This window comes from Meiothermus sp. (assembly GCF_026004115.1).
Taxonomy (GTDB): Bacteria; Deinococcota; Deinococci; order Deinococcales; family Thermaceae; genus Meiothermus.
In genome coordinates this window covers 3,032,712-3,047,494 of sequence record NZ_BPIM01000001.1, presented here as the reverse complement: position 1 = coordinate 3,047,494, position 14,783 = coordinate 3,032,712, and the positions used below count along the sequence as shown (strand labels likewise).

At 59.3% G+C, this 14,783-nt stretch carries 13 protein-coding genes; 9 read left to right on the top strand and 4 right to left on the bottom strand.

Going from position 1 to position 14,783, the window contains the following annotated elements; translation table 11 throughout:
• Positions 1-60: 60 nt before the first annotated feature.
• The 4 genes from Q0X23_RS14670 to Q0X23_RS14655 all read left to right on the top strand — a co-directional run bounded on the left by Q0X23_RS14670 (position 61) and on the right by Q0X23_RS14655 (position 2,704).
• Positions 61-285, top strand: coding sequence for a hypothetical protein (locus Q0X23_RS14670; RefSeq protein WP_119342520.1), 225 nt, complete (start codon positions 61-63; stop codon positions 283-285).
• Positions 286-461: 176 nt separating this feature from the next.
• Positions 462-1,346, top strand: coding sequence for a hypothetical protein (locus tag Q0X23_RS14665; protein ID WP_297860001.1), 885 nt, complete (start codon positions 462-464; stop codon positions 1,344-1,346).
• A 77-nt stretch (positions 1,347-1,423) separates the two neighbouring features.
• Positions 1,424-2,050 carry a site-2 protease family protein gene (locus tag Q0X23_RS14660; protein WP_297860964.1) on the top strand — a complete coding sequence of 209 codons (627 nt, stop codon included), beginning with the start codon at positions 1,424-1,426 and terminating at the stop codon, positions 2,048-2,050.
• Positions 2,051-2,704: a site-2 protease family protein gene (locus tag Q0X23_RS14655; RefSeq protein ID WP_374707463.1), complete on the top strand. Its 654-nt coding sequence runs from the start codon at positions 2,051-2,053 to the stop codon at positions 2,702-2,704.
• A gap of 46 nt (positions 2,705-2,750) precedes the next feature.
• Here Q0X23_RS14655 and Q0X23_RS14650 read toward each other — a convergent pair whose 3' ends face one another.
• From Q0X23_RS14650 to Q0X23_RS14640, 3 genes are read right to left on the bottom strand one after another with little or no spacing between them, the layout of a single operon-like run.
• Positions 2,751-3,563: a deoxyribonuclease IV gene (locus Q0X23_RS14650; RefSeq protein ID WP_297860963.1), complete on the bottom strand. Its 813-nt coding sequence runs from the start codon at positions 3,561-3,563 to the stop codon at positions 2,751-2,753.
• Positions 3,560-4,171: a septal ring lytic transglycosylase RlpA family protein gene (locus Q0X23_RS14645; RefSeq protein WP_297860962.1), complete on the bottom strand. Its 612-nt coding sequence runs from the start codon at positions 4,169-4,171 to the stop codon at positions 3,560-3,562. Before Q0X23_RS14645 ends, Q0X23_RS14650 begins: the two co-directional genes overlap by 4 nt.
• Positions 4,168-5,211: a Xaa-Pro peptidase family protein gene (locus Q0X23_RS14640; RefSeq protein WP_297860961.1), complete on the bottom strand. Its 1,044-nt coding sequence runs from the start codon at positions 5,209-5,211 to the stop codon at positions 4,168-4,170. The genes Q0X23_RS14645 and Q0X23_RS14640 overlap by 4 nt, the downstream gene beginning before the upstream one ends.
• 125 nt (positions 5,212-5,336) lie before the next feature.
• Here Q0X23_RS14640 and Q0X23_RS14635 point away from each other — a divergent pair, with 125 nt between their 5' ends.
• Positions 5,337-6,080 carry a hypothetical protein gene (locus Q0X23_RS14635; protein WP_297860960.1) on the top strand — a complete coding sequence of 248 codons (744 nt, stop codon included), beginning with the start codon at positions 5,337-5,339 and terminating at the stop codon, positions 6,078-6,080.
• 248 nt (positions 6,081-6,328) lie between these two features.
• Here Q0X23_RS14635 and ileS read toward each other — a convergent pair whose 3' ends face one another.
• Positions 6,329-9,619, bottom strand: coding sequence for an isoleucine--tRNA ligase (gene ileS, locus Q0X23_RS14630; RefSeq protein ID WP_297860959.1), 3,291 nt, complete (start codon positions 9,617-9,619; stop codon positions 6,329-6,331).
• A 565-nt stretch (positions 9,620-10,184) separates the two neighbouring features.
• Between ileS and fsa the strand changes: the two genes are divergently transcribed.
• The 4 genes from fsa (at position 10,185) to pdxS (ending at position 14,696) form a co-directional block, all read left to right on the top strand.
• Positions 10,185-10,835, top strand: coding sequence for a fructose-6-phosphate aldolase (gene fsa / locus Q0X23_RS14625; protein WP_297860958.1), 651 nt, complete (start codon positions 10,185-10,187; stop codon positions 10,833-10,835).
• 106 nt (positions 10,836-10,941) lie between these two features.
• Positions 10,942-12,219, top strand: coding sequence for a transcription termination factor Rho (rho, locus tag Q0X23_RS14620; protein WP_297861241.1), 1,278 nt, complete (start codon positions 10,942-10,944; stop codon positions 12,217-12,219).
• Positions 12,220-12,337: 118 nt separating this feature from the next.
• Complete coding sequence (locus Q0X23_RS14615) at positions 12,338-13,543, top strand: peptidoglycan DD-metalloendopeptidase family protein (protein ID WP_374707462.1); 1,206 nt, start codon at positions 12,338-12,340, stop codon at positions 13,541-13,543.
• Positions 13,544-13,814: 271 nt separating this feature from the next.
• Complete coding sequence (gene pdxS / locus Q0X23_RS14610) at positions 13,815-14,696, top strand: pyridoxal 5'-phosphate synthase lyase subunit PdxS (RefSeq protein ID WP_297860957.1); 882 nt, start codon at positions 13,815-13,817, stop codon at positions 14,694-14,696.
• The last annotated feature ends 87 nt before the right edge of the window (positions 14,697-14,783 follow it).

Sequence of the window (14,783 nt, the reverse complement as noted above, 5' to 3'; positions counted from 1 at the left end):
CCGCCCCACCCACTGGGTCGGGTGTGTCCTAAAAATAGGCAAACAGCCTAAACTGTTGGAATGAGCGAAATACGGGAACGGATGCATCAGTTGGTGGATGAGTACGAGCGGCTGGGAGAGGGGAAGAGTATAGCCGAGCAGGAGTTGCTGGTGATTGAGTTTGGCAAACAGATCCAGCGGCTGATGATGCAGGAGATGGTGGAAAAGGGAGAGCGGGGTACAGGAAGCGGAGGAGAGGGCAAAGGGGTCAAAAAAAAACGTGCGGAGGATGCGGGAAGGAGCTGAGGGGTAGCCGAAGCCATCGGGTGAAGGTAGGGAGCCTGTGGGGAGAGGTGGAGGTGCAGCGGTATCGGTATCGCTGCGGGTGTGGTCATCAGGGCCAGGGGTATCGCGACGAGAGCCTGGATGAGAGCGGCTACTTGCCGGAGTGCCTCCGGCGTATACATGGGACGACCCTACGGATGTCCTACCGAGAGGCTGAGGCGTGGTTGGGGGAGTGGGGGGTGAAGGTGGGCAAGAGTTCGTTGCAGGTGCTGGGGATTCGGCTGGAGCAGCACGAGCAAGAGCTGAGTCGTGAAAGGCTAACCCAACTGGCGCAGCAGCCCTTGAGGGGGCGGGAGGGGGAACGGGGCCGGCGCTGGTGTGTGGAGGTGGATGGCTGTCTGGTGGCGGCCCAGGTGGAGGGCGGCATCGAGTGGCGGGAGGTCAAAAGTGCGGTAGTGTACCCGATGCGCTGCCCAAGCCAGCGGTACTACGTGAGTGCCCTAACCACCGCCACAGCGTTCGCCCCCCAGGTGCATGGCCTGCTCCGCCATGCGGGCGTTCGCCAATCCGACTCCCTGATTGGCCTCAGTGACGGGGCGGCCTGGATCGCCGAACTCTTTGGCGAACTGGGGGTTCACCGACACATCTTGGATGTCTACCACGCCAGCACCTACCTCGACACCCTGATGACGGGACTCGGTTATTCCGAGGCTCACCGTCAAGAACAGCGACAGGCTCTGCTTCGGGGAGAGATAAGTATCCAGCGCTGGCTCAACCTCAACCTCCGCGATCAGCCCATCAACCCAGAGGCCCATCAAGCCCTCCGCTTCTTGCAAAAGCAGGCCCACCTCGACCACACCGACTATCCCCGCTTCGAGCGGGAAGGTATTGAGGTCATCGGCTCAGGTCAGATCGAAGGCGCCAACAAGCACGTCATCGGCCAAAGACTCAAGATCACCGGGGCCCACTGGAGCGAATCCGGAGCGAGCGCTAAGGCCCTGGTCCGCTCGCGGTTCTTCTCCTACAGCCCCGTCACACCTTTCCACGCCGTCCGACACGGCGCTTTCCCTACTGCAGCCTAGTTGCCTAAATCTAGGACACACCCCACTGGGTCTGGACAGTCAATCTTTGGGCCTAAAACCCGTAAACTGGTAACGACATGTTTTTCTTCGAACTTCTTGGTAGAGACCCCCTGGCTTATCTGGTTGCGTTTGCAGCAGGTGCTTTTGGCCTGGTCGTGCACAACCTGTTTCAAGCATATCTGGCCGACCGCTACAAAGATGGCGACCCCCGGCGCTACGGTTTTCTGACGGTGGAGCCCAGGGTGCACCTGGATGGCCTGGGGCTCATTTTCCTGGCCTTGATTGGCTTTGGGTTTCCCCGCTTGGTGCCCTGGCGGCTCTTTGGCCCCAAGGGTGCCCAGACCGCACTGATGGGGCCGCTGGGGTTTTTTATGGCAGCTTTTTTCTATATCCTCATTGGCAGGCTTTTGGAAGGGGTGGGCCCGGCCACCTCGAGCATCGCCCTGGGTATGCAGGTAGCCGGTTCCCTCATGGTCGGCCACGCGGCGGTGTTCTTGTTCCCGGTACCACCGCTGGATGGTGCCAGGGTGGTCTATGCCATCGGCAGCGCCGAGGCTCGCCGCTTCATGGATCAGCTTCAGAGCTATGGCTTTGTGGGCTTCTTCCTGATTTTTCTGGTTTTGAACCTGAGTGGCATTCTACCCGCCATCCGGGCAGGCCTGAGCGGTTTGCTCAATGGCCTTTTTGCGGCCATCGGGTTGTAGATGGGCCTGCTACCGCTGCTGCAAAGCGACCCCCTGGCTTTTGTGCTGGTGGCGCTGGTGCTGATGCTTTCCTTGGCCCTGCACGAATGGGGTCATGCCATCAGCGCGCTCTGGATGGGCGATACTACCGCCAAAGAGCAAGGCCGCGTGAGCCTCAACCCGCTCAAGCACCTCGACCTGATTGGTTCGGTCATGATTCTGCTGGTGGGGTTTGGTTGGGCCAGGCCGGTTCCGATCTATCCCCCCAACTTTCGCCACTACCGGGTGGGGCTCTTTTTGGTCTCCATAGCAGGCATCGTGATTAATTTGCTCATCGCCACCACCCTGGCGTTTCTCCTGCGCTGGATGCTCGATGCGGGTTATTTGCAAAATCCACAAGGTTTCATTAGGGTGCTGATTCAGGCAGCGGTGGTGGCGGCCAGCATCAACCTGACCCTGGCCGTCTTCAACCTTTTGCCCATCCCACCCCTGGACGGTTCCAAAATTTTGCAGAGTTTTTTACCCTTGCGCTGGCACCCCTACATCTGGCGACTGGAGATGAACCCGACCTACGCAATTGTGGCTATGTTACTGTTGCTAACGGTGTTCCGCCAACCACTGAGCACCTTTCTGAGCACGGTGCGCACCCAGTTCTTCGGCCTGTTTGGTTTGTAGCGTGCTCAAGAAGCTGATAGCCGATACCCCATCGTCTAGGGGCGGTTCAAGAGAGCGACTCTGACAAACCCAGCCATCCGCGCAAAACCCGCAGGTTGTGGGCATCCTCGAGGGTGCCACGCGGGGTTTCCATGATGAAAATCTTGTCCTTAAGGCGGAGGTCGAGTACAAAGTCCATAAGCTCCTCGCCAATCTTGCCTTCCATCAGGTTGGCGTGGTGGTCAATCTGTGAACCCCGTTCGCCCACCGAATCGTTGAGATGGATTACCGGTACCCGCTGCAGGCCAATGGTCTGCTCGAGCGCCTCCAGGGCTTCTGCAAGGTTGTAGCCGGCGGCAAAGGCATGGCAGGTGTCGAAACAAACCCCGAGCGAAGTACCCTCGACCAGCTCGGCCAGGGTGTGCAGGTTAGCCCCCAGCTTTTCGCCCCCCCCCGCGGTGTTCTCGAGCAACAGCCAGGGCCCGTTTCTACCGAGTCCAGCCAGTTCGCGGGCTTTCAAAGCACCTGTCCTGGCTTTTTCGGCGGGCCCCGAACCCGGATGCACCACCACATACTCGATGCCCAGCATCTGGGCTTTGGCCAGGTCGTCGGCGAGGCTGAACACACTTTTTTCCCATAGTTCGCCCTCGGCGGCCAGGTTCACTAAATAAGAAGCGTGAATGACCGTGGGCAAGCCGCCCAGGTTCTCCTTACGGGCTCTAAAGCCCTCGACCTCGCCTGCTTTCAAGCTGCGGGTTTTCCAACTGCGCGGGCTTTTGGCAAAAATCTGAATAGCGCTCAGGCCGAGCAGGTGGGCCTCCTCGGCGGCCCCGGCAACGCCCAGCTTGCCGGCAATGGACACATGAAAACCGTATTTCACCTGAGGATCTCCACCTTTACCTGAATAACCCCGCGCAGATGCATTCCTAGCTGTCGTGCAGCAGCATAAGAGAGGTCTATGATCCGGCCGCGAATATAAGGGCCCCGGTCGTTGATGCGCACTACGATGCTTCGACCATTTTGCAGGTTGGTCACTCGAACTCGGGTGTTGAAGGGCAGGGTGCGATGGGCAGCGGTCAGATGAAACTTGTTGAATCGCTCCCCGTTGGCGGTACGGCGGCCATGAAACCGGGGCCCGTACCAGGAGGCCCAGCCCTGCTGAATCGAACCGGCCGCAGAACCGGGCGCTTTGGGTTCCTCCGGGGCCAGGGGCGGACGGATGAAGACCCACAGAGCCGGCGCTGTTTCTTGAACGGGGTCGGGCAGGGGGAGCACCTCCAGGTTCATTGGGTCCCAGTTCGATGCAGGAATTTCCAGCTCCAGCCCGACGGGCAGGGGGTCTTCGATCAGGCCGTTGAGCATCATCAGCTCGGCTACACTCACCTGGAACAAACGGGCAATTCGCTCCAGCGTATCGCCGGGCTGGACCACATACCCCTGTCCCCAGGTCAGTCCGCAAAACAACAACAGGGCAAGCCAGCGTCTCATAGCTCGATCAAGTGTTTGGGGCTTTTGGAAAGGATTTCGTGCCCCTGTGCGCTGACCAATACCAGGTCTTCAATGCGGCAACCGCCCACCTGGGGGATATAGACCCCCGGTTCGATGGTGATTATGTTACCGGCCTCGAGTACATCCTCCGAGGTCTGGCCCAGACCGGGCGCCTCGTGAATAAACAGGCCCACCCCGTGCCCCAGCCCGTGGGTGAAGTATTCGCCGTAGCCCCGGCTGGTGAGGTGCGCTCGGGCCAGCGCATCAAGCTCCTGGCCCTTCTTACCCGGGGCAACGGCCTCGAGCGCAAGTGTTTGGGCCTCGAGTACAGCCTGATAAATGCGCTGGAGCTCTGGCGAAACCTTGCCCACCGCCACAGTGCGGGTCATGTCGGAGCAGTAGCCGCCCACCACACAGCCAAAATCCAGTGTGACCAGCTCCCCCGGCTCTATTTTGCGTTCGCTGGCCCCCCCGTGTGGCCTGGCGCCACGCTCCCCCGAGGCCACGGTCGTACCAAAGGCCAGTCCTTCGGAGCCGTTCTTGCGCAGGAAGAACTCGAGCTCCAGCGCCACTTCGATCTCGCGCACACCAGGTTTAATGAAAGGCAAGATATGCTCAAAACCCCGGTCGGCCAGTTCGGCAGCTTTGCGAATATGAGCAATTTCCTCAGGGGTTTTACGCTTGCGCTGGTCTTCGATAATTCCGTAGGTAGAGACGAACTCGAGGTCTGGAAAGTCCTTCTTAAAGCTTTCCAGGGTGGCCACGCTCAGGTGTTCGGCCTCGATGCCGATCCGACCCTGAAAGAACTCGCCAAGCAGCCGGTTCATCTCTGTGCGTTTCAGCAGGATGCGATGGGGAAGGCGTTGTTGGCCGGCTTCCAGAATGTAACGACCGTCGGTGATCAGGGTGGCGCCGCTGTGGGTAATAACAATCTTGGCATCCTTGCCTTCAACAAAGCCCGATAGGTAGCGAACATTGTGGGGACTAGAGATAAAAAGCGCATTGAGGTTGTATTTGTCTAGCAGCAGGTTGAAGTCCACGACCAGAACTTTACCCCACGCTTCAAATGCGGGCCGATATTTTTTTCACGAACACGTATTATCGTGAAAATAGTAACAAATATGGCGCATGGAATTTGAACTATTTACGTGCTAAGTTCATTCGTATGCATCGATTTGCCTTTAGCTGGCTGTTGATTTTGTTTGGCAGCCTGGCCCTGGCCCAGGTTTCGCTCGAGGCGGCTCAGCTTCTGGAGCGGGGCCGCACAGTGCTGGGCGGATCGGCCCTGACCAACCTCAAAACCTACCGCGAAGTGACCACCAACATCTACTACACCCCCGATGGCAAGGAGGAGAGCCGCATCGTGACCTTGCTACTCGTGGATTTTGCCAACAGCCGGGTGCGCCTGGAGATCTACGACCCCCAGAGCCTCAATAACCCAAACCCTATTCCGCTGGCCTTGCAGCAATACAGCCCCCAGGAGAGCTTTTTTTGGAGTCGGGAGACGTCGCTCAGGCCTCTGCCTGCAAGAGAGCGGGAGATCCTGCGCTCGAGCCTCTACACCGGCTGGCTGGGCCTCAAATACGGTAGCAGCAACCGCGAGCGGGCCAGTGTGTCACAGGGCAGCCTGCGCAACCAGACCGGCCGCCTGCTGACCGTCAGTACCCAGGGCTGGGTGAGCACCTATCTATTCGGCGCCGATGGTTTACTTCTGGGTGAGCGCCTGACCATTCCTGGCGTAGGGGAGAGCATTACTTTCTTTTCCAACTACCAGACTGTGCAGGGCGTGCGCCTGCCGCAAAAGTGGGAAAACTATATCGATGGGGCGCTGACCGCCAGGGGCGAGCTGATGGAGGTGGAGATCAATTTGACCTTTACTGAGGCCGACTTCTTCAAGCCTACCCGCTGATCAGTCAGGTTATACCGGATTCAAAAAGATAATCATCCAAACCAAAGATCCCCCAGAGGCTATCTTTTTGAATCCTAGAGCACACCCCTCCCGAACGGTCGGCGAAAAAAGCGTCTTCCTTCCAAAGGGACTTACGCCCTCCGCTACGCGGATAACTTCCAAGGGGCTTACGCCCTCCGCTACGCGGATAACTTCGGCCCGGTTAGTTCGGCGCCATCCGGCGCCGAACTAACCGAATCTGGTATTATTCAGGCCTTGCTGAGCCCAAATTTGACGGTACCCTCTTCATCGGATAGTTCCGTAATAAAGCCAACCGGCTCAGCCTGGACAAGCGAGAGGGCCAGGGTTTCCTCCTGGAGTCTGGGGCCAAACTGCACCAGCGACTCGGCGTATTTGCCCTCGGCAGCATAGGTCAGGTGAATGCGATCCGATACATTCAGGCCCATTTCCTTGCGGGCCTGCTGCACCAGGCGGATCAGGTCGCGGCTCAGGCCCTCGAGCAGCAGTTGCTCGTCTAGCCTGACCTCGAGCGCGGCCAGATAGCCATCCTGCTCCTGGGCTGAGTAGCCTTCGGGCGAGAGGGCCTCCAGCAGCAGCTCTTCTGGGGCAAGGCTGATGACAGAGCCATCCAGGGTGCCCAACTCGAGGCGGACGCCATGCCCAGCCTTGATGGTTTTCGCCACCATCCTGCTGTCAAGTTCGGCCAGGGCAGCCCGAATCGCTGGAACCAGTTTGCCGTACTTCTTACCCATCACCGGCAGGTTCGGCAGTACCCGGTAGGTGAGCAGCTCCTCCCCCAGGGCCAGTACCTCGACCTGCTTGACGTTGAGTTCTTCGGCAATTTCGTCGGCAAAATGGCGCAGTCCGGCTAGTTCGGCCTCGGTGGGGGCTGTTACCAGTACCCTGGGCAGGGGCATCCGGGTCTTGATGCCGCTGATGGCCCGCGCACTTCGGGCCAGCCCCACCACCTTTACCACCGCGCCCATCTGGGTGAGCAGGGTCTCGTCCAGGAGCCTGGAGTCGGCTTTGGGCCAATCCGACAGGTGTACCGATTCAGGGGCTTCAGGCAGAACCGAACGCACCAGGTTTTGCCACAGGGCCTCGGCCACAAAGGGAGTGAAAGGTGCAGCCATCTGGGCCACCACCACCAGAGCTTCCCATAGCGTAGCGTAGGCCGACTCCCGGTCGGCGGCATCCTCGTTTTTCCAGAAGCGGCGGCGGTTGCGGCGCACGTACCAGTTGGAAAGTTCCTCGACAAACTGCTCGAGTTCCTTTCCCGCACCTCTGGCATCGTAAACATCCAACGTTGCCGTTACCCGCTCGATAAGCTGCTGCTGGCGGGCCACCAGCCAGCGATCCATCTCGGGCCGCGCCTCCACCGGGGGGCGGTTGCGCAGGTCGGGCTTGTCCAGGTTCGCATACAGCACAAAGAAGCTGTAGACGTTCCACAGCGTACCCAGGAAGCCCCGCTGGGCCTCCTGTACCAGCCGCTCGGAGAAGCGCTTCTGCTCGCCGGGCTCGGAGCCGGTAAAAAGGTACCAGCGCACCGCGTCGGCCCCGTACTTGTCGAACATAGGCAGGGGCTCCACCACATTGCCCTTGCTCTTGGACATTTTGTGACCCTTCTCGTCTACCAGGTGCCCTAAGCAGATGACGTTCTTGAAGCAGGGCTGGTCATAGAGCAAGGTAGAGATGGCGTGCAGCGAGTAGAACCAGCCCCGAGTCTGGTCAATAGCCTCGCAGATGTAATCGGCGGGAAAGTGCCGCTGCCAGAGCCGATAGTTCTCCTCGGTGCCGGGGAGGGGTTGGCCCTCTTGGTCCAGCAGCAAATGCCACTGGGCATAGGGCATGGCCCCGGAGTCGAACCACACATCGAGCACCTCCGGCACCCGGCGGAAGGTTTTGCCGTTTTTTACAAAGGTGATTTCGTCCACGTAGGGGCGGTGCAGGTCGAGGTTCGAAAGGTCGCGCCCAACCAGCTCCGAAAGCTCTTTTACACTTCCCACGCAGACGTACTCCGAGCCGTCCTCCGAGACCCAGAAGGGCAGCGGCGTGCCCCAGTAGCGCTCGCGGCTGATGGCCCAGTCCACGTTGTCCTTGAGCCAGTTGCCGAATCGCCCGTGTTTGATGTGTTCGGGAATCCAGTTGATCTTTTCGTTGTTGTTGTAGAGCGCCTGGCGGAAATTGGAGGTCTTGATGTACCAGCTTGGCTTGGCAAAGTACAGGATGGGGTCGCCGGTGCGGTCGTGGAAGGGATAGCGGTGGCGAATCTGGCCTGCGTGGTACATGACCCCCCGCTCCTTCATGATGCGAATGAGTCCTTTGTCGGCCTCCTTGAAAAACTTGCCGCGCTCGTCCGTGACCTGCATGATCCCGTACTCGTTGGTGCCGAAGAGGAGGGGCGTACCATACTGACGGGAAAGCTCGAGGTCTTCTGCGCCGTAGACCGGGGCCTCGTGGGCCACCCCCGAACCGTCCTCGGCGCTCACAAAGTCGGCCAGGGCCACAAAGTGCATGACCGGCTTGCCATCGGGCCGCTTTTCCCCCTGCGCCTTCACAACCCCCAGCTCCACACACACTTCGGGGAAAGGGGGGGTGTACTCCCACCACTCCAGGTCTTTCCCCTTGAGGAGGGCGAGCACCTCGAGGTCTTCTTTATGCAATTCGCGAAGCCGCTCCACCGCCTCGACTGCAAAAATCAGATGCCCCACCGAAGGGGAGCGCACCACTGCGTAGTCCATCTCAGGATTTACCGCAGCCATGGTGTTGGAAGGCAGCGTCCAGGGCGTTGTCGTCCATACCAGAATGGCCAGGTTATCCAGATCCAGGAGCCGCACCCCTTGCGCCTGAAGTTTATCGCTCACCACTTTGGGGGTAGTTTCCAGCTTTAGAGGGAAGCGCACATACACGCTGGGGTCGTCCACCTCGCGGTAGCCATCGGCAATTTCGTTTTGCGAGAGGGTCGAGGAAATGCGCGGTGAAAGCGGCACTACCTTGTAGTCCTGCACCACCATCCCTTTATCCCACATGCGCTTCAGGAGATTCCACACCGACTCGATGTAGCTGTTGTGATAGGTCACGTAGGCGTTTTCCAGGTCTACCCACATGCCCATTCGCTCGGTAAAGTAGTTCCAGTCCTCAATGTTGGCAAAAACCCACTCGCGGCACTGCCTGGTAAACTCCGCGATCTCATCACGGTTCAGGGTTTTGCGGCCCAACACGCCTAGCTTTTTCTCCACCGCAATTTCTACCGGCAGGCCATGGGTATCCCAGCCCCCCTTGCGGGTGACGTGGTAGCCTTGCATGGTTTTGTAGCGCGGAAAGATGTCCTTGAAACTACGGGCCAGCACGTGGTGCATGGCCGGTTTGCCATTGGCCGTTGGGGGGCCTTCGTAAAAGACAAATTCGCCCTTGGGTGCGGACTTCTGGTCGGATTTGGCGAAAATGTGGTTGTCGCGCCAGAAGGCGAGAATGTTTTCTTCTAGTTGGGGAAAGTTGGTTTCCTTAATCTCCTGGAATAGCTTTTTCTCCTCCACCATGGTCGGTTCCTTTCTGAGGTGCCACCCCTGGTCAAGGGCCGAATCTCGGGTAATGAATAAAAAGTCCGACCTGTGACCCTCGGGTTCCTCAGGTGCGGACGAGAATCTCAGCCGAGCTTTCCCGCGTTACCACCGCACTTCCTGAATGTTGCTATTTGGCTAATAGCTGGTGAAGCAAAAATGGACATGTGGCTACCAGCCATAAGCTTTCATTCAGGCCCTCTTCTGCGCTATCTCGGGCGCACCCGTTGGGGTCTATTAGAGCGCAGGCCGCTCGTTCTTCCCAAAATACACCGGGGTGATTTTCGGCTTTCAGGTTGCCGCCTGGCTTGCACCCTCCCAGGCTCGCTTTGTGGTCGCTGAAGGCGTACTCGTCCCCGGGCCCTTTACACCGGGTGCAGTGTTATGCTATATTCCACTGCTGGCAACCGGCTAACCTGCATGGTAGCAAGCTGCTATCCCCGCGTCAACAATCAATCTCTTGCTTCTCATCCTTAACCAGCGATATACTCGCCTGGAAAAATCCGCACAAATGTGGTCAGACGCGGGAAGGAGTGAATGCGGTATGGACTTATATCTGGATACTGCCGAGGTAAATGAAATCAAGGAAATCGCAGCCTGGGGCGTGCTGGCGGGCGTTACGACCAACCCTTCCTTGATAGCCAAGTCAGGTCGTCCGCTCGAGCCCACCATCAAAGAAATATGTGAGATCGTGCAGGGGCCGGTCTCGGCGGAAGTGGTTTCGACTACGTCAGCCGATATGGTGGCGGAAGGGCGCCGCCTGGCGGCTATCGACGAACATGTGGTGGTCAAACTTCCCACCACCAGCGAGGGGCTCAAGGCTTGCAAAATCCTCTCTGGCGAGGGTATCCGGGTAAATATGACCCTGGTGTTCTCGGCCAACCAGGCCCTCTTGTGTGCCAAGGCCGGGGCCTGGTGTGTTTCGCCTTTCCTGGGTCGTATCGACGACATCTCCTGGGAGGGCATGGACTTAATCCGCGAGATTGCCGAGCTGTTCCAGGTACAAAACCTCGGTACCCGCATCCTGGCGGCCTCGATTCGCCACCCCCGTCATGTGACCCAGGCCGCCATGCTGGGTGCCGACATCGCTACCATGCCTGCCAAGGTGTTTCAGCAACTCATCAAGCACCCCCTGACCGACTTGGGCCTCAAAGCTTTCCTGGAGGACTGGGCCAGGGCCAGCGCCAGGGTGTAGCACCAATAAGCCTTTTTTTAGAACTGGAGTCAGTGCAATGCCAAAAACAACCACAGCCGATCCCAACGCCGAAGCCCAGGTCACCGTGACCCGCACCGGCAAGAAAATCCGCCGCAAGGCCGAGAGCCAGGTACCCCTCAGCTACCAGGAACTCTCGAGCCGCATCCTGCCCGAGCTGCACCTGCTGGCCGCTGAGGCAGGCATTCCCAACTACAAAAAGCTCTCCAAAGATGAGCTGGTGATGCTCTTGCTATCGCAGGAGGCCACCGAGGAGGGCCTGGCCATTGCCAAAGGCTATCTGGAAATCAGCCAGGATGGCTATGGCTTCTTACAGGAAAGCCTCTACACCATGGAATCCCGCACGGTAATTGTCTCAGCGGGCCTGATTAAGCAATATCAGCTTCGTACGGGCGACTATATCGTGGGTAAGGCCCGTCCAGCACGTGAAAATGAGCGCTACGGCACCCTCATGAAGGTGGAAGCGGTTAACAACCTCGACCCCGAGGCCGCTGCCAGGCGCCCCAAGTTTGACGACCTGATCCCGCAGTTCCCCGACCGCCAGATCATCCTCGAGACTACCGGCGAGGAGTCTTCCAACCGAGTTATAGATCTGCTGGCTCCCATTGGGCGTGGCCAGCGCGGTTTGATTGTGGCCCCGCCTAAAGCCGGTAAAACCACCCTCTTGAAGAAGGTGGCCCGGGCCGTCTTGCGGAACGAACCCGATATCAAGGTGATCGTTTTGCTGATCGATGAACGACCCGAGGAGGTTACCGATTTTCGCGAGTCGGTGGAAGGGGCCGATGTGATTGCCTCGACCTTCGATGAACCCCCGCAAAACCACATCCGGGTAGCCGAATTCGTGCATGAGCGCAGCCGCCGGATCGTCGAAGAAGGGGGCCACGTACTGATCTTGCTGGATTCCATCACCCGTCTGGCCCGGGCCAATAACCTGGTCACCCCCCCTACCGGGCGCACCTTGTCGGGTGGGTTGGACTCGGCGGCGCTGCACTTCCCCAAGCGCTTTTTGGGGGCGGCCCGCAATATTCGGGGTGGCGGGTCGCTGACCATCCTGGCTACAGCCCTGGTCGAAACCGGCAGCCGCATGGACGATGTGATTTTTGAGGAGTTCAAGGGCACGGGCAATATGGAACTGCACCTTTCCCGTCGCCTGGAAGAACGCCGCATCTTCCCGGCCATTGACATCCTCAAGTCGGGCACCCGGCGCGAGGAGTTGCTTTTAGGCGAGGATGTCATACAGAAAATGTGGCTGTTGCGCAAGGTGTTGGCCGATATGGATCCGGCTGAAGCCATGGAAATGTTGTTGGGACGACTGTCTCGTACCAAGACCAACAAGGAGTTCCTTGCAACTTTGGGGGGAAAATAGGTATACTCCCTGCGGAAGTAATGGGAACACAGGGTTTACGGATAGCAGACCCATATATCCTGTCGTTCCAACCAGGGGCCCTCTTGGGGCAGCTCCTGGGTAGCTTTGGAGGTTGACTTTGGCCATAACCGAACTCTTGAGCAGTGTGCTGGCGACAGGTGTACTCGGTTTACCGATAGGCCTAGCCAAGGCCAGCCTGCCAGGAACCGAAATTGCAGTAGACTCACCCGCCCGCAAGGGTTGGGTTCTGTACACCGTTCAGCCCGGCGATACCCTGAGCCAGATTGCGCGTCGATACCGGGTAGACGCCAGAGCCATCATGTATAGCAGCGGCCTGGAGGGTGTTGCCTTGCGTCCCGGACAGGTGCTGCGCATCCCCCTGGTCGAAGAGGCCAGCGATGAAAGTCGCTTGCCGCCGGGTGTTCGCACCTATATCGTACGCCGGGGCGATACGGTGCAGTCGGTGGCCAATCGCTTCGATTTGACGGTGTTGGGTCTGGTTTCGGCCAATCCGGGCCTGCCCAGCCTGGATCGCCTCGAGGTCGGCTCCACCCTTTACATCCCCACCGGGGAGCCCGGCCTGCTGGTCCGCCTCAAGCCAGGCGAGACCATCCAGGATCTGGCCAGCCGCTTTGGGCTTTCGGTTGCCCAAGTAGCCAAGGCCAATGCGCTGAACTCGCCCACCGATGTGCAAGCAGGGGATCTGGTACTGCTGCCCGGTATACAGGCCAAGACCACCTACGACCGATTGCTGCAAATCCGCGAAGCGGAGCGCAAAGCCCGCGAAGAAGAAGAGCGCCGACTGGCCGAAGAACGTCGCCAGCGGGAGGAAGCCCGCCGCAAGCAGCAACAAGAGCAACGGCGCCTCGAGCAACAGGCCCGCGCACGCCAGCAGCAAGTCCAGAGCCAGCCCCGCCTGCGCCGGGCCAATGCCGTAGTAGCGGCAGCCGGGTACCGCTGGCCGATGACGAACTTCACCATCACCACCTACTATGGCCGCAGGGGGGTGTTCCAGCGCTTCCACACCGGCATAGACCTGGCTGCACCGACCGGTACCCCTATCTATGCAGCCAGGGCAGGCCAGGTCGATACGGCTGGCTGGAGCCGCTTCGGCTATGGTTTGCATGTCATCCTCGACCACGGTGGGGCTCAGGAGACCCTTTACGGCCACATGTCGCGCATTGCAGTGCGTCCGGGCCAGTGGGTCGCTCGGGGCGATTTGATTGGCTACGTGGGCTCGACGGGCTGGAGCACCGGCCCCCACCTCCACTTCGAAGTGCGGGTCGGCGGTGCAGCTCGTAACCCCATGGCCTATCTGCCTTGAGCTTTTGTTCCAGGCGGCTCAGGATCCGCTTTGCGGTTTTTCAGGAAGAATACAATTCCCCTTTGTGAACCAGACGAACAATCTTGCCATCCCGCTGCGTGGTGAAGAAAGCGCAGCACACTGGCAATGCATATTTGCTGCTTCTTTCCAGATTGCATGTTTTTGGCGAAGGTAGCCAGATCCAGGATTGGTCTCTATGCGTTGTGGGCTGTAAGCCAAACCCCTAGGAGACTGAACGAAAAAGCCTTATGCTACGTTGCTGGAGGGAGTTATGGAAAAAGGAACTTTGCGGGTCAAAACCGGATTCGCTGAAATGTTCAAGGGCGGCGTGATCATGGATGTGGTCAATGCCCAGCAAGCCGAAATTGCCCAGGAGGCTGGAGCGGTAGCCGTTATGGCTCTCGAGCGCGTGCCGGCCGACATACGCGCGCAGGGGGGCGTGGCCCGCATGTCCGATCCCAAGCTGATCAAGGAGATCATCGGAGCGGTCTCGATTCCGGTGATGGCCAAGTGCCGTATTGGGCACACCGTGGAAGCCCAGATTCTCCAGGCACTCGGGGTAGACTTCATCGACGAGTCCGAGGTACTGACCCCGGCAGACGAGTCGTTCCACATCGACAAACACGCCTTCCAGGTGCCTTTTGTATGCGGCGCCACCGATATTGGCGAGGCCCTGCGGCGGATTGGGGAAGGGGCGGCTATGATTCGCACCAAGGGCGAGGCTGGCACCGGCAATGTGGTGGAGGCTGTCCGACATGCCCGTAGCGTGATGGGGGCAATCCGGCAGATTCAGGCCCTGCCCCGCGAAGAGCTCATGACCTATGCCAAAAACCACGGCGCCCCCTACGAGCTGGTGCTCTGGGTTCACGAAAACGGCAAGCTGCCGGTGGTGAACTTTGCGGCGGGCGGTGTGGCCACTCCAGCCGACGCCGCTTTGATGATGCAACTGGGCATGGACGGGGTGTTTGTGGGCTCGGGTATTTTCAAGTCGGGTGACCCCCGCAAGCGGGCCAAGGCCATTGTGCGGGCGGTGACGCACTACAACAACCCCGAAGTCCTGGCCGAGGTATCTGAAGATCTGGGTGAGGCGATGGTGGGCATCAACCTGGATTTCCTGTCTGAAGAAGAAAAACTGGCCAAGCGCGGCTGGTAGATTATCGTGCCCTCCACAGGCGTTGGCGCCCGCGAAAACGAGGATGCGCCTGCGCCCAGACGCATGTTACGCACCCAAGCCTGGGCC